The following is an 18390-nucleotide window of genomic DNA, read 5'->3' as shown; positions in this document are numbered from 1 at the left end:
ATTTAACATCAGCTATTTAAATAACGTTTGAGCCGGAGCACGTCGTCAAGCTTAAAATACTTTTTGCCCCCTTTATCGCGCTGGTACACCTGAATAAGGCCTAAGTTTTGATACCGCAGCAACGTACGGTCCGATACGCCTACGGTGTCTTTGACAAATGCTGCATCACGAAGTTCGACAGTGGTATCCGCTGTCTGAAAGCTATCCTGTATTGCTCTTTTTAATACTTGTATTTCTGTAAAGAGTATATATAAAGCCTGCAAGAGATGAGCATCTGTCTTACGGCCTATATTGTTAAACGAATCTTTTCTCATATTTTTAATTGTTTATAATGACAAATACGCTTATCCACCAAGCGTATTGGAGTTAATGAAGCTAAAGAAGTCTACATACAGTTTCTTATCACCTACAGGAAGTGTTTTTTTCGTCCCTTCAGTCATCAAGACACCGCCGACCCCATAGCTGTAAAAAAAATTGATATTAATTACAATGCTCTGATGGCATTGCTTAAACCATCTGACCGGCAATCGCCCCAATACTTCCCGCATGGTACTGCTGCAGCTGAGTGTTTTACCCCCGATCATGTGAAATTTAACCTGGCCATTGGTACTTTCGACATACACGAGTTCTTTCATACGAACCTCCGTACGCTGATAACGCACCGGCCCTTTGATCATAAAATAATAGGTATAATTTTCCAGTGAATCGTGATCAGAGAGTGGGATCAATTTAGCGAGCGCTTCATCCACCCGGCGCAATGCGGCATAGAAACGACTCTTAGACACGTCTTTGAGCAGCACATCAACGACACCGAAATCATATCCCGGATCCTCGTACTGGCGATGTACTGTATAGAGAATTGTTTTTAGATTTGAGCTCGGCAAGGTTCTTAAAAAATCAAAAGCGTTGGTCTTCCCTAATTCGACATCAAGGATCATAAAATCCACTTTGTTGGCACGCAGAAAAATTTTGGCATCCTGCGGATCATTAAATGTTTTGGCAATCTGTACATAGCCAATCTCTTCGACCATCTCAAGCAGATGGTCTATATGCAGCTTTTGGTCATCGATGATGATTCCTATCCATATTCTATTCATATTTTCCGTCATTTTTTTGTTCCCTTAATTATTTGTAGCGCTGCACACATAACGTGAGTTCATAATGCTCATCGTCCTGATTTTCTTCCATCGAAAAGTCCGTTCCAAAGAGGTATTCCATGCGTGTTCGTACATTCCGAAGTCCAACATCGTGACTTGGCATCATCTGAGGGCCACTTCGTTTTTTATTTTGAACCGTAATCCGATAACCGGTATTACCGACAAGAATGTCGATTTTGGCCGGGTGATCTTTATCCCACAAGTCCGCATGCTTGAATAAGTTACCAGCGAGCGTCTGCAATAGTGTAGGTGCAATACTAAATCGCATCAGGTTACCCGAGCAGGAAAGTTTTATGTAAAAAGGGTTTGGTTCGACTTTCTCCTGTATGGACAGGTACTGCTCTAGTGCTGTCACTTCATCCGCTAATAAAATATGGGTTGCCCCCTCCACGTGATGAGCCTCCATATAGAATTTCATTAAGCGATAAATTTCCGAAAGCTGCATACCCAACTCAACATCATAGGGGTCTACCTTATTTTTTAAATTGCTAAAAATATTCGCCATCATATGCGGATGCACCTGTGCAGATAAGGTCGTATATTGAAAAGATTTCATCGTTGATTCTGCGGCGAGACGTGCGTTTACAGCTTCAAGCTTATCATTTGATTCACGAAGCTTACTCTTATAGTAATAATAGCCCACCGCCATCACCGTATAATTACTATGCATGACGAGAAAGGTCTGGATATACTTCGCCCAACTAAAAGCGTGTTTAGTGATGACATACCTATTATTTATTATCTCCAGTCCAAATCTACCATACAATTCATAGTACACAATCAGGGCGGAGAGTAAATAAAAGCCTATCATCAACACTATAGTTCCCAGTATGTGCCCCCGATCGTAAACATACTTCAAGATCAGATATACCGCATAGAAGATGACGGCACAATAAAATACGGTGATGAAGGAAGCTCCCAAATTCAGTCTGGAATTGCCCAGTGCATTTACCGCAAAAAAATAAAAACTATATCCTATCCAGAAGTAGCAGTGCAACAACCACTTTCCTTTAAAGAACCTATTCATATTATTGGTTTATATTGATAACCTAAAGATAATTACAACATCATGTTTAAACAAGTATCTAGATCAGTTTTTCAAAAAATAGTTCCAGGCAAGAGATAACTCAGGTAAGTAAATTTATCAAGCAGCAGCTGTTTCTCTTTCATGCTAAATGAAATTATACGATTAGTTGCCGGCCAGGTTGCTACATCCGAGCTTGGTGACATGATTTTGTGTAGGTAAAGCCAGGCCTCCCAGGCCTCCGGATATTCTAATAAAATTTCCTCAAAATCCTCATAAATAATGCGGCTAAAATAGTCCGTAAACTGCCTGGCGCTCGGAAACCAGTTTTCAAACCAATGACTCAATTCACAAATAACAATGGGCTCATTTTCTGCCGCTATTTTGGCAATTAAAACTGTTATATTTTTTTGAAGTAAAAAAGCCATACTTAGAATCCCATGCTTTATCTTAATGCTGCCATTTAGAAAAGGGATTTCGCTTAATTTTTGCGCATGGAAATCTTTTGCAGCACTCACGCCACCATCTAGGTAACAGAATATGTGATAGCCAAGATCCATCTGCTGCCGTAACTTAAAGAAAAGATAAGGATCCTCAGCATCTAGAAATACAACTTGTTTTTGCCAACGATCACCGAGCAAAGCTGCGTAATGCTGTGACTGCTGCAACATAACCTCTTTAGCCACAGGAATACAAAGTTTATAGCCGCGCTGAACCAGAAAGGCAGGAACAGCCCGATAGTAGCCAAAATGAAAACTTAAGATAAATTGAGCGCGTTCTGGAGAAATCCAATAGGTTTTGCCCTCGAACTGAAATTTAGTGGCGTCCGTTTCTGCCTGTAGCCTTGAGAAATTGATCGCCGCACGGTGTAGATTTTGCTGGATATCGAGCTGATGGATACCCAAAAGATGCTGCACATTGGCCGAGAAAAAAACGAAGTCCCGCCAGTCCTTTTCGTTGTACCCGTTCATGGCGGCTTTCCAAGTAAATTGCATATAAAAAATACGTTAGGTTTAAAATTGGGAATATGCCATACCTTAAGGAATAAGGCACAGCATACTCAATTATTAACATGTTCTTAAGGGAAAACGATATTGCATTTTCCTCCATCGTCCTCTTCATCAATACCTAACATCAGGTCGGTGATGCTCAGAGGTTGCGGATTGTATAGACCAAATTGGGCCAATAGTGTTTTTATTTCCACGTTGTTTCTCGTAAAAAATAAAACCATAGGCTGTTCTCGCAACAGCTTTACGGCTTCAGGCACTGAAGACTGTGGATCGATCGGAAGTAAAAATTCAACTAATAATTGGAGAGCCAAAGGACATCGCCTTCATCTACCATTTGGTTCCTAAACTTTCCATTTTGTCGATAATTTGGGAGGCAAAAGAGGTTTTTCTAGAGGCAAAAGGCTTTATAGGGGTAGTTTCGTCAATGATTTTCAATCGTCGTAGTTTTGTTAAAGCAACATATATCACTGTTAGTTAGCCAAATAAACCAAAAAAAATTATTATGTCAATTAAGCATAACACCAAGGCGGGATTCAACCTATTATTTGATTTTTGGGGGAAATATCACACAATAGATCATTTTCACTATCAGTGGGCAAAGGACAACCTCAAAGTCAAGATCGTCAAACGAGGCGAGCAACTCAGTCCAGCTGACCGTCATTCGGAGATGACCTATTTTGTCGCAAAAGGCCTCCTGGCTCGGGTCGAAGAAAACAATGAAACCGGCAAGCGCAAGATTATGAGCCTGGCTATTCCGAACATGGCTTTAATGACGACCAATCACCTATATACACATAATCTACACAGCGGGCATATTGTGGCGCTCCGTTCGGGGATTATTATTGCGATCCCACACCCGGTACTTCGGCAGTTTCAGGAACAGGAGAAATCCATCGACACCTTAGTCGATGTGTTGGGAAATAAAAAGAAAAGGCAGCTGATTTTACTTAGACAGGCCACCTTGGGCTACTCGCCTTTTGAGCGCTACCTCAACTTTGCCCGGTTGCTGCCCGAAATCAAGACTGCCACTACACAGGTAGAACAGGCAGATTTGCTGGGTATATCGCGCCATACGGTGCAGCAGGCCCAGTATTTTCTGCTCACGGGCAAATATGCTCAAAAATAACACCTATAGACCAAGCAAATATCAGATCCTCTTGGCGTGCAACTTTGTATTAAGAGCCAGCGAAAGGTGCTGGCTTGAATAAACATATTTATAAACTAAATTTTAAAGCTTATGCTTACAAAAAGAAACAGCTGGCTACGTGCCGGCGCATTAGCAGTATTAGGATTGGGCCTTGCCTACGGCACCCAAAGTTTTACGGAAAAGGAAGAAGTGAAAGTAGAGCGGAAAGCAGATTTTGTTGAATGGAAGTACGAAGGGACGTCCAACAACCTATCTCAGGCTCTTGATGCCGACAATTATTCTCCAGCCGGATCGACTTCTTGTGGGGGTACCCCACAGACAATCTGTCGTATTTCAGCGCCAGAAGACCTCTCAAATCCCGGTCACCCCGATATGAGTGCAGCCGTGGGATCGTCAACAGTAGGAGCAGATATTCAGAACTCAGTATCGAATCCTACACCTACTATTAACAATACCGTGAAAAGTCTACGTTCATTTTAGGTTGCTTCCTGCTAAGATTAACAAGGGGTTACTCCAGTTGAGTTCCCCTTGTCTACTAACGTATATTTTGCTGCATACCAGTCTGCCTGATCACTTCATCAGGTACTAGGTAGTAATAACGGCTATCATTTGGTGGTAGTTCCGCGATGACATTTCCAGCATCGTCCTTCCTTTGCAGAACAATTTCCCGCCCCTGCTCACGATTCAAACGTTTTATATCGCTCCATCTCAGCCCACGAAAAATCAATTCCTTACGCCGTTCGTTTAAGATTTGTCCAATAGCCGCCTCTTTATCAGAAAACGCAATTGGACTATAGCTTCCAGTCCTCCATTTATAGGTTAACAAGTTATTTAGTTGCTCCGCTGCTTTATTCAGATTTCCTTTTCGTGCAGCACATTCTGCTGAGATCAGCAACACTTCGTCCGTTGTAAGCCCAAAGAATAAAGTTGAAAATGTACCGGGATAGTTCCCTTTCAAGCCAATGTGTCCATTTCCTTTGTCATAGAAATAAGCACTTTTACGAAGATCATTATCGGCATATTGTTCATACAGTTCGCGACTTACATTAGCACTGTTCTGTAAAAGCAGATTTCCTGTTACACCATAAACGGCATAGATAATCTCACTATGGTTGATCGGAAAGGGACTCATGCTTACCAGATTAAGGGTATTCAGATCTGTTACTTTACGATAAAGTTTTAGCGCTTCATCAGCGTATTTTTCAGCCAGCTCATATTGATTGAACGACAGATAAATGCGGGACAAAAGTGCATAAGCTGCAGCTTTTGTCGGTTTTACCTTTGATACAGCGGTCTCAGGGAGAAGATCTAGCGCTTCGTTGAGATCCTTGAATATGGCGGAAACATTTTCAGCAACCGTACCACGTTGTGAGACTACACTGTAATCTGAGGTGAGACGAATTGGTATTCCCGGCTTTGCATCTGCCCCCACCTGACCGATTTCCGTATATACCTGTGCTTCACAGTAATGAACAAGCGCCCTAGTAAACAGCGCTTCGCCCCGCATTGTCTTCTTCTCTGATTCTGCACCCGTTTTTATTCGATCGATCGCCTCTAAGGCTACATTTACCGTCATCACTGCCCGATAGCCATTGTACCAATCTCCTGATAGATCAATAGCAGGATAGTTCTTCTTCCATAGGTACATTCCCTGATCGGTTTCATTCATATTTCTAAGCGTATTATCATCGAGGTAATAGTCGTCGGTGCCATTTTCCAATAACGAAGATGCGAACACATTCAGATTAGAGACATCATTTAGCAAGCCCCTGATATCCTCCATTGTTTCGGGTACTGCAATCGATGCGTCCGGTTTTAGATCAAGATACTTTTTACAGGACACTAACGTGAAGAAGGTGCAGCCTAAAATTAATACAATACAGTTTTTCATTATTTAATATTTTACGTTGATATTTAAACCATAAGTACGTATAGCGGGAATACCATAACTATCCGGATCAAGCCCATATTTGTTCTTCCTCCAGACAATCCCCACATTGTTTACATAGCCATTCACAGCTATTGCTATCGGTTTATGTGCTGTCTTGGCAGCAAACGAATAACCCAGGCGAATATCCGAGATCCTTATATGGTCACCTTTTAGCACATTCATCGACGAATTGGCATAAAAATCATCCCTACTGGCATTAGCAGGATAAACCATTGAGGGCACAGAAGTCCTGGCCTCGTCGCCAGTCTGCTGCCATCTATCTGCAAAGTCTGCATTTCCTTTCCATGATTTGAAGAGCGCAGCGTAATTGATCGTCTCCTTTTGGAAGAAGTAACCAAATTTGTACACCAAATTGAGTGAAGCCTGGAATCCCTTCCATTGGACACTTGGCCTCAGGCTTCCCTGATAGGTTGGCAGCCCTCTACCATGATAGTTCAGGTTCTGGACAGAGTCATACAGCATGCCCGAATAATCCTTACTGACTTCACCACGATACCAGCCAAGGGGATCTCCCGTATTGGGATCAAGCCCTTTAAATGGAAATGAAAAGACAGGGTAGAGTCCTCTTCCCTCATAAGGCATTAATGCCCTTCCACCAGCAGAAGCATAAAACAATGCGTTGGATACCGTACCCTTATATTTTGTCACCTTATCCGTACTGAAAGCAAACAACGCCTCTACCCCTATCTTCAGCGATTTATTCAATGCCTGTCGATAGCCGATATTGAGATCGAATCCCCTTCCCTTTAATTCTCCAACATTACGTCTCATATTATAGAGCCCCAATGTCGGGTCAATTTTCTCTGTCGCCAATAGATCGGTTGACTTTTTAAGGTAATAGTCAAAACTTCCCGACAGTCTACCATTTAGAAAAGCAAAATCTAGGGCAAAGTTATTCATCTGTACATCTTCCCATTTCAGGTTGGGATTTGGAAGCTCTCCAACGCTGGCCTTTCGCTCCGTCTCCAGGTCATTTCTCGGATTGTCATAATAGATAATCGGCAATGTGGTTGATACCCCGCCTAAGTTACCCGAATGCCCGACCGTGGTTCTAAATTTCAACAGATCTATCCAGTTTAGTTTATCCATAAACTTCTCATTTGTGATGACCCAGGCGAGACCCGCAGACCAGAGCGGGTTCCATCTATCATTGGTTTTAACGCCAAATAAGTTTGATGCATCACGGCGAACAGAAAAATTGGCGATATACCTATTTTTATAAGTCACCGCAGCATTTCCAAATAAGGATACAAAGCGATTACTCGTCCGTCCAAATCCATTATAAAATGGAATGCGTGAATTTCCAGAAAGATTACTATAGATGGGATAAGTATTAATGGGGTCAACGTTGATACTGGTCATTGTATTTTCATCGTAGCCATAGGCTGTATTCAATCTGGTATCCGTACTTGAGTGACTAATTTCTGCACCGGCAAATAGGTTAAACTTCCAATCCTCCTTCAAGCTGAAATCCGAGCTCGCCTGAAAACGGGCCTTATGTGAAAGCATCCGGCTGGTATTATTCTGCATAATATCCCCCAATGGTACAATCCGTTTAATGACCCCGTTTTCCACCTGACTGAACCGATTAATTAGATCACGCGTGTAAAAAGAGTTCACGCCATTTCGCTTTTCTGTATCGACAGACTGGTTCTCATAATTATACAGACCACTAAGACTCAAAAACGAAAACGGTTTGTAGGTCAATGTTGCATTTAGTACAATATCCTTTGTATTACTATTTGACTGACTTTCCTTATAGTCTTCCAGAGGCTTATACGTCCAGTCGACCAACTGCGGGTCAGGGATATTCTGCACAAAAGAGAGGTTATAATTGTACGGGATTGCCAGCGAGCTTGCATCATCACTTTTCAGTTGTGCATAAGGATACAGCGCAGCCTTACCTCCTAACGGATTGATCGGAAAAGAAGGAAAAGTAGGGCTTGAAGTCGACTTTTGGTTGGACCAAGCCATGCCCATCTGCAACTGTAGCTGATCCGAAAAATCGTATCTATTAGAAGTCTGCAATGTCAGATGCTGGTTATTACTTGCCTGCTGCTGTTCGCTATTGCGATCATATCCAAGGGCAAAACGATTCGTAAATTTATCCCTTGCTAGATCATTAGATAGATGGTACTGCTGCCGTATCGGATTGCGGTATAGGTTGTCCATTAGCTCCGTCCTGTAATCGTGGTTTCTGAACGAGTTGATCTGCCGGTCTGCCTCTTCCATGGAGATCAACCCTTTGGATTGTTGATAGAGCAGCTGCACCACCGGCGAGAATACAAGAAGTCTGCTATTGACACTATTCAATGATGCCTTGTAAAAGCCTTTGTCAAACAACATACGTTCGACATCGATAAAATCCGTTGAAGAAATATTCCGCAAGTAAAACAGATCCTGTTTTTCGCCGAAAGTCAGATTGTGGGTAAACTCCATTTTATTGTACCCTTTGCTATTCTTTTTCAGATTAATCACAATTACGCCATTTCCTGCACGCGCACCCCAGATAGACGCAGCTGAGGCATCTTTTAGTAGGGTTACAGACTCCACATCATTGGGATTGATATTGGCAATATCTCCCGAATAAGGAAAATTATCAACAATAATCAGTGGTTGCATCAGGTTGTCGGAGAACGTATTAATACCACGAATATTAATGACCGATTTACCCGTACGATTGTCAAACTGCAGCCCAGGAGCCAAATATTCCAGTTTCTGCAGAATATTGTTAGATATCCGTGTTGTTAGTTTTATACTATCGATCTGTGAAAAGCTTGCTGTAGACCGCTCCTTAGCGAATGACTGATACCCCGTGTTAACTTCTACAACATCCAATAGCTGTTCTTTTTTTTCCAGGACTACCTCAAGCTTATCGGCATAATCGTTCCATAATAAGCGCTGCGTTTCAAAGCCCAGCATCGACACCGCAACGTCCAAAGGCCTAGGTACATTGGGTATCACAAATGCTCCATTTTGATCAGTCTTAAAACTCTGCCTTGTTTTCTCCAACCTAATATTAACATTGGCAATGGGTTTACCATGTTGATCCATCACCTTACCACTATATCTACCCTGGGCAGATACTGTTAGGCTATAGCAAAGTATAACCAGCAGACTAATTAGGCATCTCATATTTCAGACTATAATCAATAAAAGCCTTAACTTTTTGTTCGTCTACAAACTCCGCGCTTGTGATAGCTGATATCCGGCCGATTGGTGTAATCCAGACATAATAGGGCACGCCTCTATGCGGAAATAAGGCATTCAAATACCGATCGCCATATACTGTCGGGAGTATATTATCACGGAGAAAATCATTTCGCATACGATGAATCTGATCATTCTCTTCGCTGTTGACCAGTAACACATTAAAATCGCGCTGAAACTTCAATTGTAAAACATGGAGTTTTGGGAATTTGGTGATGCAGGAGGCACAGGAGACACTCCAAAAGTCGAGTATCAATGGCTTGCCCTTGAACTGCGCCATGGATACTACGGCGGTCTTACCGTTACTATAAACTTTCAACTGCTGATTCCAGAAATCTTCGGGGACAAAATAGTCTACCCCAATTGGAGTTATAGCAAGAAGCCCATTGGCCCCGCTGTCCTTGCGGGGCGTCTGAGCAGATAAACTAAACATAGAAACCAAACACAGCAGTATCGCTCGTGCTCGTTTGCTCTTAAAAGCCTTGTGTAAATTATATAGTATTGTTTTCATCATCTTAAGGTTTTGGTTGGTTAATGGATTGAAAAAAATCGTTGATTTTTTTGGTCAGCTGGAGTTCCTTCATATTGGCTTCCAGAGTTGACAGTTTTAATTGGGTTGTATCTAAATGACGGCTATGCGTCAGGAAATATGCCATCAGAGCACGCAGAATATCGGCCAAAAACAGCGTTTGCTGTACAGCCTCTAATTTGCTTTCGGTAGCTTCACCGAGGGTTTTGCATTTGAGGTCGAATGCATAGAGGTACTCGCGTATCGTGACTAGCGGATAATTATCCCAAAAGCTTTCGATACATTTCAATGGATCGTAACTGTCTTCATGGATCTCATAGAATGGCCTGTCGAAATGCAGTAAATCTTCATAAATGGCTTTCATGTGTTTCGTTTTTAGCTGTGACCATAGCGCATAGCTCTCCCTATCCGACCGAAATCAGTTTTTGTAGGAGCCTGAATGAACTCAGGTCACAGCGGTGAAAAAATAAGAAATAGGTTATCGGGCGCGGTGCAGGACAGTTACACGTAATTTGATAGAGACGATACCGCGTCCGTTGGTAAAATAAAAAACCGACCTTTTTTATAGAATTTCTATAATAGTATTTTTCTCAAATCTTTGCTTTTGAAATCGGAAACCCTTACTTTTAAAGTGCGAAGATAAAAGAGATGGGCGCTGTTCAATCTAGAGCGTAGATATAAAGAATAGGCCGGCAAAATCAACAATTGGTATGCTATAAATAGGCTATTAAGGCTTTTTTATATCCATTCGATACCCAGGGGCTATCGGCCACTGTTGATTTTAAGCTTTTAAGAAGCTATTCAGGTGGGCAGTATTTGTTCTTGGTGAGCAGTGTTACTGCAATCTCGTTAAGCTGATCCTTGATCTGCCGTCGTTCTTTAAATGTTCTTAGCTCTTTTGATCTCATAATCTTACAATTTGGTTAACAAAAAGAGTCTCAAGGGGAGAAGATATTAAAGGCATGACTAAATATAAAAGAGGCAAGCCCCACTATCTTCCACTGAATACGAGGTACGACGAATACCCATGACACAGTTTCCAATAGGGGAGCTTGCCCCTTCCTTTTGCGAAAATACAAAAAGCACAGGGGGTTCGCAAACCCTACGTCTCGCGTCATTGAAATTTCGTCGTTTCCGTATTCGAGACTAAATCAGATTAACTGATTATAAAACAAATATAAAGATAAAAATTAACATTAGTCCCATTTGAGACTTTTTATTTTAAAAAACAAATAAAAATGACTGAATATCAATTAAATAAGCTAGAAGAATTTTCCAAATATATTTTATCCATACTTAAGAAAAAGATTAAAAATAAATCTGAATTAAAAAATAAGTCTAAAGAAATATCAAATCTTCTTAGTGAGAGCTCTCCCAAACTAGATGGCAGAATTTTTCATAAGACCTTGATTTTTTTAGGAGAAGATATTGATACTTTCTGTAACAATTATTTTAGTAAACATGAGGGCCATATTTTAGCGAGTCTAAAAAAGAATGAAAACTTATTTCACGATTTGATCAATCCTTATATAAATAGCCAGAATCAAATTAGTGATAGCTCTAAAATTATTGCGAAGAGATTTAATAGACTTTTCTCAGGAGAACTCAATGAACTATATGCAGATGAAATATATGGCCTTTCTAAAGCTCTAGCTTGTAAACCAAGTCAACTCTTCGACTACTTCTATGGCGATGGTGATCGACCAATAATTGGGTTAGGCTAAGAAAGCTCTTCACAAAAGATATTTTTAATTTTTCAATTTCAGCAAACTGTTCCTATATCATTTTAGCTGGCTGAAATTTACAAAATGCAACGAAGCACCTTAATCAATTAGAGCGCTTTATAATTAAACATATGTCGAACAATTGCTCAACATTATCTCAATGAAATAGGCTTTTTATCTTTCACCCTGACATGGGTATTTTAGCATTCCTAAAGAACGCTCAATTGAAGAGATATTAGGAAAAGAATAGAAGTGTGGCGACGCTTCAATTAATCACTTGACAATAAGCACCTTACACTAAAAAACACAGATGTCCCCGACACAGATGTCGGAGACATCCCCCAACCAAATGATACAATAAATTGTTTTCCAATATTTTAACCGTATTTTTATATCCTAATATTGATTTCACATGATATCCGACTTAACAACATCTCTGATTCAAAGAAGAAATATACTTAATAACAACGTCGCCATAAAAGAGATCTATCAACAAATAGATTATCCAGGAATTATGTTTGAAAAAAAGTATAGATTCACAAAACAACAAGTTTCTGATTTTTATGAAGTTGATATACGAACAATTGAAAGAATCTTGGAAAATAATGAGGGGGAAATCACAGAAAATGGCTATGAGGTATTAACTAACGAGCGGTTACGCATATTCAAGGCTCAATACTTAGGTACCCAAAATGTTAAAAATAAAGACGAAATTAACAAATCCCCGTCATTAGGTATCTTTAATTTTAAAGCATTTTTAAATATAGGCATGTTGCTAAATGACTCTGATAAAGCCCGTCAAATTAGATCTATGATTCTAGATATTGTAATCGATGTCCTATATCAAAAAACTAATGGTCATACAAAATACATTAATCAAAGAGAGCAACAATACATTATAACTGCAATGGATGAATTTAACTACAGGCAAAAATTCACCGATGCAATAGATCATTATATTCACCCAAACAATTTCAAATATTCTCAATTAACAGATAAAGTATATAAGAGCATATTTAAGGAGAATGCCAGTGAATATAAAAAAATTTTACGCTTAAGATCAAAAGAAAGCGTCCGATCAACGTTTTATTCAGAAGTCTTAAGAATTGTTTCAGATTATGAAAATGCCTTTGCAAAAGAATTGGAAAGAGCATTTAATAAAAAAGGCGAAAAATTAAGTTTAACGGAAGCCCACGAACTCTTCAATGATTTTGCTGAAAGAGCAGAAGATATGATGGAAGCTTCAATAGGTGAAGCCCGGAGCAAAATGGCGAGTAGGGATCTTGCCTTTCGTGATGCATTACACGAAAGGTTGATCGAATACGTCAAGGAAGTTTCGGAGGAAGATTTCGATAAATTTCTTGGAGAGCAGAGTGCTTCTTTGACAAAAAGACTAGAAGAAAATCAGGACGTATTTAAGAGACTAAAAGATCGCTAACTATGTATATTTACATTGAGACTATCGAACAAGTCATCGGCATTCATGATACAATTATATCAATTTCTGGCGGATTACCTGGAGTAAAAAATATAGGCTATATTGCTAGCGTAATAGAAAAGGTGAAAGACGATCTATATTACCCAGAATTTGAGAACAAACTTACCCACTTGGTGTTTTCAATCAATAAGTTACATGCTTTCCATGATGGAAATAAAAGAACTTCTATAGGAGTTGGGGCTAGTTTTTTAGAACTAAATGGCTTCGACCATATAGTCACGAAATTTATAAGGGAAATGGAAAATATAGCGGTTTGCGTTGCAGACAACATAATCGACCGTGATTTTTTGGAAGAAATAATTCAATCAATTTTATTTGAAGACGATTATAATGAATCCCTGAAACTTAAAATTTTAAGTGCTTTACAAACAATTGCTAATCAAGAAGATAATGAATCTTCATTAGAAGGGAATGAATTTTAAAAACCCCAATATAAATCAGAGCATTGAAAAAGCCACTCCCTTCCGGAAATGGCTCACAATAAATATGTATAAACTTTAAAAGTATTTGATTACAATTTTTCGATTTCTTCGATAGAAAGCCCGGTGCCTTTAGCGATATCAGCAATAGGTAGCCCCATTTTCTTAAACTCTAGTGCAATGGCAATAGCTTCTTCCCGCTTCCCTTCAATTTTACCTTCAATCTTACCTTTCTGAATTCCTTTTTTTTCAGCTTTATCTAATAAATATTCTTGAGTGCCCATAGTATCGCTCCTTCCTATTTTTGTTTTAATTTCTTCTTCAAACTTAGATAAATTGCCTACAAAAAGCAATTTATCGATCTCTCCTCTGCCATTAAGGGCTAATCTATTGAGGAAATATACTCAAAACTTCCTCATTATCAAAACTTACGTAATAAGTTAAAAAATCATAGAGCCCTTGACGTGTACCCTTATCCATTTCTCTTTTCATCATCTCATCATAGAGATCATGTTTTATTTCTTTCAGTCCCTCATCGGTCACTTTCTTGTTTACTATCGCCAAAAGTGCCGTAAGGACAATCACAGAAAATGGGTTTCTATTTGATCGTAATTCCGATTCTTCCTGATCGAGGATCTTGTAAATGTTAAAATCGTAACGCAATGAAGTTCCCATAAACTCCTGGCTATATACCACTGGTCTATAACCTTTGCTTTCATCAGCCAAAATTGCAATAGCAGTAATTGGAACTTTGTAACGATCCCATATTCTATAAAAATAGCGAAACATGCGCTCGGCCAAATCACCCCTGCCTTTATTGCTCTGGATCTCTACATGGCAGAGGACAAACTGTTCACGGCCATCATTTAAAAATACCTTCACAAGCTTGTCTACATAACGCACTCCCCTGCCGGTGTTTTCCGGAGGAAACAAAGTCTCAAACTCTTTATCGAGATAATCAAAGGGTCTGCTCAAATCAAAAATAGCATCTGCATCCGGAAAGATAAATCTTAGAAAATGCGAAAATGTTTGCTCCAAAATAGATTTCCACAAGGGATCATCTACACGCCTTCTTCTTGGACTCATAATTATTTATCAACTGGTTAACAGTACAAAGATAGGAATTATCAACACAAAATGCTAATATAATTAGCATTTTGCAGAAAAGAGTGAGTTCTCCATGATGGTCGCATCTTTAGTATCCTTTTTTCTCAAATTGCACTTATATTGGTTATAAGCAGTGGACAACAAAAATAAACACCCATACATATAATAACTTTCAGTTATTATAACTATCTTTAAAATTACATAAAGCTTAATAATCACACAGCTTGTTTACTCAAATCGCAAAAAACATGCTATTTAAAATTACTCTACGCCCCCTACTTTTTGTCTGTGCCCAAATCCTGTTTTTTAGTTCTTGCCAAAAGGACGACCCTATTGAGCCGAAGGATCTTATCGATATTGAAACGAGAGATGCTGCATGGACGAAATTGAGTATCCCGGGACAGCTTAGAGGCACATCGGCTATTTATGGCAATATTGACGACACCTTGGTTGTGGCCACCATGTACAAGATTTATATGACTACAGATAAAGGAGCTTCGTGGCAGATGGTCCGCGATGCCGGACTTGGCATACCAAGCTTCAGTATATATCAGGGAGAACTGATGGCTTTAAGCAACTTCCAGGATCATTCGACAAGTCCATTTTTATTCTCGTGGGATCATGGAAAAAGCTGGAGCACAAAGGGCAAATACGGCTATGAAATCTATGATAAAGTACGGGTCAATCGAAAAGAAACAAAGATCAGTGAAAAGGAATCTTACAAAATAGTCCCGCAACCGAAAGAAATCATCGACAAAGAATATGGACGCCCGTTAATGCAGCCCGACAAACTAGTAAGGGTTACTGATAAAGGCGAACAGCTGCTTGATTTTCCTTTCCGCCGACAACTGAACTATATTTACCACGACAAGAAAAACCGGCTTTATATTGGCGCCGAAGGAACACGTTTTGAGTGGTCTGTCAAAGGGAATGAGCGTACTTATCCGACGTCCACCGATACCGCAATCATTTACATCAGCAAACTGGCTGTTAACCGACAATAACGAGACAGCACCTAATTATTCGGAAAAAACAAGCGAATGATCGTTCCCTTACCCAGCTTGCTGGATAGATTAACATTCCCGTCCAGACGTTCCACCAACTCTTTGACTAAGGATAGCCCTATACCCGAGCCCTGTGCTGCAAGCGCATTTTTTGCGCGCTCATGGGCTTTAAATACAACATCCAGGTCTTCATCTGGAATACCGATCCCATTATCTTCCAAATAGTATACAATCCCTTTGCTTGTCTTTTCACTATAGATCGCAAGATAATCCTGCTCGGTATCTTTAGCATATTTCACCGCATTGGAAATCAGATTAAAAAAAATCTGATAAGCGACACTACAGGCTACCTCAAGCTTGTAAAGATTTCCCAATCTAAACTCCAACTGTGATGCTGGATAAAGAAGCTTTACCTCATCTATCCATTCTGCAATTTTTTTATCCATATCTAAACATTCCCTAACCGGATTGACAGCACGTATTTTATTTAGCTGCAGGGTTTGGTTGATAATAGACTGAATATTTTCTATGGCAGCTTGCATATTGTCGAACCATTTTTGTTGAACATGTTCAGGTAGACTTATATTTTTACGCAGCATATCATTTCCCATCTTTAGAATGGATAATGGGTTTTTTAAATCATGTGAAAGGGTATTGGATAATAGATCCAGCTTTCTATTAAAAGATATTTGCTCTTTTTGGCTTTCAGCTTTATCATAGGCAAGTTTTCTTTCCGTCACATCCCATGAGGAATGTAAAATAGCATAAATATTTCCCTTTTCGTCCAATAATGCTTTATACTCGAAATCAAAGTACCTTTTAATAATAATTCTACCAGATAAGATATCTGCCGGAGTATCCTTGGCACGATAGGTAATCCCTGTCTTCCACACATTTTTCAAAATAGATGAAAACCCCTCTTTTTCAAAGCTGGGAAAACAGGCACATAAAGTATGTCCTAAAATTGAGCTGCTTGCATGCCATGTATCCAGCATCGCCTGATTGGCAAAGGCAATATTGAGGTCCGCACTATCATAGATAGCCGTGGCTAAAGGAGACCGCTCCAGAACAGACAACAAAAAGTGCTCATCAAAAGGCATACAGAAAGAAATTTAGCAATCGTGAAAGTATAGATATAGGGAATTCTAACAAATTAATGCAACAGAAATGATGCCATTCTGTGTAACCTTTTTTGTATCTTAACCTTTAAGAAAGTTTTATATGAATAAAGTAGGAAAAAAAATCAGGTTACTTAGGCACCAAAAAGGTTGGAGCCAACAGGATGTGGCCAAAAAATTGGGGATTTCCATTCCCGCATTTTCAAAAATAGAAACAGGCATTACCGATCTTAATCTCTCCAGATTAATCCAGATCGCCAAGTTATTTAATTTTACAGCGGTACAGCTTTTATCTTTTTCTGAAACAGATCACGTAAATGATTATGTTGATGGAATAACTTTAATTCAGCAAAAGCTGAAAGAACGGGAAGAAGAAATAATCCAACTTCAGAAAAAAGTCATCGAACTCTATGGCCAGCTGCACACAGGTTGAAACTTCTCCCTTAGTCCCAAACTCCCTTAGTTCTTGATCGGAAGCTTGGGGGTTAAGAGGTGTATGACGCATTTTTAATACGAAATAGTAATGGGAATCGACTTAAAGGTACTCATATTAAACGTGGTATTTTTATATAATATAACGAGATTGTACTGACCAGATTGCCATTGTCTCTCGCCAGAAATCTGACTGCCCAAACCATCTTTCTCGGCACCGATTAGAATATCATCACCGCTTATCGCACCATTGACTAACTTATAGGTATTGACTTTTGATGCTGGCCCCAGATCTTTATGCTCCACTTTAGAGATAATGATAGCCTTCGTCAAGTCAAGTTTATCAACCGTTTCAGGAAAATGATTCAGCGTTCGCTTTATCAATGCTGTATATAAAATACCATCCCCCTGTATTTGCTTGATCTGCGCACGTGCCGTAAACTTATCCCCTTTTTTGAAAACCAATGGATTCTCTACATAGGTATTCATATAGTATACCATATCATCGTTTCGCGAGAAGATATCACGGTCCACAATCGGGTCAACAGGCATATTAGCCGCATCGATGATCTGAAAGTCTTCCTTTAACTCAAGCTTTGATCCATTAACATCGTTTACGATAAAGAAAAAATCAAATTTACCCTCAGGGGCTTCCACTGGAATGGTAAAATGCTTGTGCACATTGGCATTTTTTAATCCTGTAAACTCTTCCCAAGCAATTTCCATTTTCCATGGGGATGAATTCGTCAGCCCAGCCTTCGGTAAAATTTTGACTTGAATGGACTCGATTTTATCGCCGGCCAGAATATCGGCATTAAAATGAAAATCCCGCCCTCGGATTGCTTGCTTATTATTGGCATAGCCAATTTCTACGTTTTCTGCCTTTGGTGAAACAACCTCCGCTGTCTTACCTTCCTTTTTACAGGATACAAAAAGCTCAGCTATGAGCATAAATGCCAGGATAATTTTTATTGGTTTGATCATTTGGTGTAGTATTCATTATTGCAATATAGTTGCAAATATAACAAAAGCACCTTAAAAGCAATACAGTTGCATTGAA

At 39.6% G+C, this 18390-nt stretch carries 20 protein-coding genes; 7 read left to right on the top strand and 13 right to left on the bottom strand.

All coding sequences use genetic code 11. From position 1 onward, the window contains the following. Positions 1-8: 8 nt before the first annotated feature. The 5 genes from K2F45_RS01240 to K2F45_RS01220 all read right to left on the bottom strand — a co-directional run bounded on the left by K2F45_RS01240 (position 9) and on the right by K2F45_RS01220 (position 3502). Complete coding sequence (locus K2F45_RS01240) at positions 9-314, bottom strand: MerR family transcriptional regulator (protein WP_075990636.1); 306 nt, start codon at positions 312-314, stop codon at positions 9-11. 30 nt (positions 315-344) lie between these two features. Continuing rightward, positions 345-1097 carry a LytR/AlgR family response regulator transcription factor gene (locus K2F45_RS01235; RefSeq protein WP_172840631.1) on the bottom strand — a complete coding sequence of 251 codons (753 nt, stop codon included), beginning with the start codon at positions 1095-1097 and terminating at the stop codon, positions 345-347. A gap of 28 nt (positions 1098-1125) precedes the next feature. Further along, positions 1126-2184, bottom strand: coding sequence for a histidine kinase (locus K2F45_RS01230; protein WP_075990634.1), 1059 nt, complete (start codon positions 2182-2184; stop codon positions 1126-1128). Between the two features lie 71 nt (positions 2185-2255). Continuing rightward, positions 2256-3176 carry a hypothetical protein gene (locus K2F45_RS01225; RefSeq protein ID WP_075990633.1) on the bottom strand — a complete coding sequence of 307 codons (921 nt, stop codon included), beginning with the start codon at positions 3174-3176 and terminating at the stop codon, positions 2256-2258. An 83-nt stretch (positions 3177-3259) separates the two neighbouring features. After that, entirely contained in the window at positions 3260-3502 is a 243-nt protein-coding gene (locus K2F45_RS01220) for a hypothetical protein (RefSeq protein WP_157625858.1), read from the bottom strand. A gap of 191 nt (positions 3503-3693) precedes the next feature. On the opposite strand from K2F45_RS01220, the gene K2F45_RS01215 reads away from it, so the two are divergent. Beyond that, a complete protein-coding gene (locus K2F45_RS01215; protein ID WP_248932879.1) occupies positions 3694-4317 on the top strand; it encodes a cyclic nucleotide-binding domain-containing protein in 624 nt (207 codons plus the stop codon). A 111-nt stretch (positions 4318-4428) separates the two neighbouring features. Then, positions 4429-4818: a hypothetical protein gene (locus tag K2F45_RS01210; protein WP_120335768.1), complete on the top strand. Its 390-nt coding sequence runs from the start codon at positions 4429-4431 to the stop codon at positions 4816-4818. Positions 4819-4873: 55 nt separating this feature from the next. On the opposite strand, the gene K2F45_RS01205 is transcribed toward K2F45_RS01210, so the two are convergent. From K2F45_RS01205 to K2F45_RS01190, 4 genes are read right to left on the bottom strand one after another with little or no spacing between them, the layout of a single operon-like run. Then, complete coding sequence (locus K2F45_RS01205; RefSeq protein WP_248932878.1) at positions 4874-6229, bottom strand: RagB/SusD family nutrient uptake outer membrane protein; 1356 nt, start codon at positions 6227-6229, stop codon at positions 4874-4876. A 3-nt stretch (positions 6230-6232) separates the two neighbouring features. Continuing rightward, positions 6233-9424, bottom strand: a complete 3192-nt coding sequence (locus K2F45_RS01200) for a SusC/RagA family TonB-linked outer membrane protein (RefSeq protein WP_248932877.1) — start codon at positions 9422-9424, stop codon at positions 6233-6235. Further along, positions 9408-10013, bottom strand: coding sequence for a TlpA family protein disulfide reductase (locus K2F45_RS01195; protein ID WP_248932876.1), 606 nt, complete (start codon positions 10011-10013; stop codon positions 9408-9410). The genes K2F45_RS01200 and K2F45_RS01195 overlap by 17 nt, the downstream gene beginning before the upstream one ends. A 1-nt stretch (position 10014) precedes the next feature. Beyond that, positions 10015-10392 carry a hypothetical protein gene (locus K2F45_RS01190; protein ID WP_248932875.1) on the bottom strand — a complete coding sequence of 126 codons (378 nt, stop codon included), beginning with the start codon at positions 10390-10392 and terminating at the stop codon, positions 10015-10017. Between the two features lie 874 nt (positions 10393-11266). On the opposite strand from K2F45_RS01190, the gene K2F45_RS01185 reads away from it, so the two are divergent. The 3 genes from K2F45_RS01185 (at position 11267) to K2F45_RS01175 (ending at position 13672) form a co-directional block, all read left to right on the top strand. After that, entirely contained in the window at positions 11267-11752 is a 486-nt protein-coding gene (locus K2F45_RS01185) for a hypothetical protein (RefSeq protein ID WP_248932874.1), read from the top strand. 412 nt (positions 11753-12164) lie between these two features. Beyond that, entirely contained in the window at positions 12165-13190 is a 1026-nt protein-coding gene (locus K2F45_RS01180) for a hypothetical protein (protein WP_248932873.1), read from the top strand. Positions 13191-13192: 2 nt separating this feature from the next. Then, positions 13193-13672: a type II toxin-antitoxin system death-on-curing family toxin gene (locus K2F45_RS01175; protein WP_248932872.1), complete on the top strand. Its 480-nt coding sequence runs from the start codon at positions 13193-13195 to the stop codon at positions 13670-13672. A gap of 89 nt (positions 13673-13761) precedes the next feature. On the opposite strand, the gene K2F45_RS01170 is transcribed toward K2F45_RS01175, so the two are convergent. Further along, on the bottom strand, positions 13762-14022 hold the full coding sequence (locus tag K2F45_RS01170) for an RpnC/YadD family protein (RefSeq protein WP_248932871.1): 261 nt from the start codon (positions 14020-14022) through the stop codon (positions 13762-13764). 34 nt (positions 14023-14056) lie between these two features. Further along, positions 14057-14755, bottom strand: a complete 699-nt coding sequence (locus K2F45_RS01165) for an RpnC/YadD family protein (RefSeq protein WP_248932870.1) — start codon at positions 14753-14755, stop codon at positions 14057-14059. Between the two features lie 269 nt (positions 14756-15024). Here K2F45_RS01165 and K2F45_RS01160 point away from each other — a divergent pair, with 269 nt between their 5' ends. Beyond that, complete coding sequence (locus tag K2F45_RS01160) at positions 15025-15780, top strand: hypothetical protein (protein WP_248932869.1); 756 nt, start codon at positions 15025-15027, stop codon at positions 15778-15780. Between the two features lie 11 nt (positions 15781-15791). Here K2F45_RS01160 and K2F45_RS01155 read toward each other — a convergent pair whose 3' ends face one another. Then, positions 15792-16880, bottom strand: a complete 1089-nt coding sequence (locus K2F45_RS01155; RefSeq protein WP_201669940.1) for a sensor histidine kinase — start codon at positions 16878-16880, stop codon at positions 15792-15794. A gap of 121 nt (positions 16881-17001) precedes the next feature. Here K2F45_RS01155 and K2F45_RS01150 point away from each other — a divergent pair, with 121 nt between their 5' ends. Then, the gene (locus tag K2F45_RS01150) at positions 17002-17331 is read left to right on the top strand and encodes a helix-turn-helix domain-containing protein (protein WP_201669939.1); all 330 of its coding nucleotides are present in this window, start codon (positions 17002-17004) and stop codon (positions 17329-17331) included. Between the two features lie 74 nt (positions 17332-17405). Here K2F45_RS01150 and K2F45_RS01145 read toward each other — a convergent pair whose 3' ends face one another. Further along, positions 17406-18314, bottom strand: a complete 909-nt coding sequence (locus K2F45_RS01145; protein ID WP_248932868.1) for a DUF4625 domain-containing protein — start codon at positions 18312-18314, stop codon at positions 17406-17408. Positions 18315-18390 lie beyond the last annotated feature (76 nt).

The organism is Sphingobacterium siyangense (assembly GCF_023277505.1).
Classification (GTDB): domain Bacteria; phylum Bacteroidota; class Bacteroidia; order Sphingobacteriales; family Sphingobacteriaceae; genus Sphingobacterium; species Sphingobacterium siyangense.
The sequence above is the reverse complement of the archived record's forward strand: the minus strand, read 5'-3'. Positions and strand labels throughout refer to the sequence as shown.

Coding starts and splice junctions, on each gene's coding strand:
- K2F45_RS01240 (WP_075990636.1), bottom strand. CDS start 314: ATGAGAAAAGATTCGTTTAACAATATAGGCCGTAAGACAGATGCTCAT.
- K2F45_RS01235 (WP_172840631.1), bottom strand. CDS start 1,097: ATGAATAGAATATGGATAGGAATCATCATCGATGACCAAAAGCTGCAT.
- K2F45_RS01230 (WP_075990634.1), bottom strand. CDS start 2,184: ATGAATAGGTTCTTTAAAGGAAAGTGGTTGTTGCACTGCTACTTCTGG.
- K2F45_RS01225 (WP_075990633.1), bottom strand. CDS start 3,176: ATGCAATTTACTTGGAAAGCCGCCATGAACGGGTACAACGAAAAGGAC.
- K2F45_RS01215 (WP_248932879.1), top strand. CDS start 3,694: ATGTCAATTAAGCATAACACCAAGGCGGGATTCAACCTATTATTTGAT.
- K2F45_RS01210 (WP_120335768.1), top strand. CDS start 4,429: ATGCTTACAAAAAGAAACAGCTGGCTACGTGCCGGCGCATTAGCAGTA.
- K2F45_RS01205 (WP_248932878.1), bottom strand. CDS start 6,229: ATGAAAAACTGTATTGTATTAATTTTAGGCTGCACCTTCTTCACGTTA.
- K2F45_RS01200 (WP_248932877.1), bottom strand. CDS start 9,424: ATGAGATGCCTAATTAGTCTGCTGGTTATACTTTGCTATAGCCTAACA.
- K2F45_RS01195 (WP_248932876.1), bottom strand. CDS start 10,013: ATGATGAAAACAATACTATATAATTTACACAAGGCTTTTAAGAGCAAA.
- K2F45_RS01190 (WP_248932875.1), bottom strand. CDS start 10,392: ATGAAAGCCATTTATGAAGATTTACTGCATTTCGACAGGCCATTCTAT.
- K2F45_RS01185 (WP_248932874.1), top strand. CDS start 11,267: ATGACTGAATATCAATTAAATAAGCTAGAAGAATTTTCCAAATATATT.
- K2F45_RS01180 (WP_248932873.1), top strand. CDS start 12,165: ATGATATCCGACTTAACAACATCTCTGATTCAAAGAAGAAATATACTT.
- K2F45_RS01175 (WP_248932872.1), top strand. CDS start 13,193: ATGTATATTTACATTGAGACTATCGAACAAGTCATCGGCATTCATGAT.
- K2F45_RS01165 (WP_248932870.1), bottom strand. CDS start 14,755: ATGAGTCCAAGAAGAAGGCGTGTAGATGATCCCTTGTGGAAATCTATT.
- K2F45_RS01160 (WP_248932869.1), top strand. CDS start 15,025: ATGCTATTTAAAATTACTCTACGCCCCCTACTTTTTGTCTGTGCCCAA.
- K2F45_RS01155 (WP_201669940.1), bottom strand. CDS start 16,880: ATGCCTTTTGATGAGCACTTTTTGTTGTCTGTTCTGGAGCGGTCTCCT.
- K2F45_RS01150 (WP_201669939.1), top strand. CDS start 17,002: ATGAATAAAGTAGGAAAAAAAATCAGGTTACTTAGGCACCAAAAAGGT.
- K2F45_RS01145 (WP_248932868.1), bottom strand. CDS start 18,314: ATGATCAAACCAATAAAAATTATCCTGGCATTTATGCTCATAGCTGAG.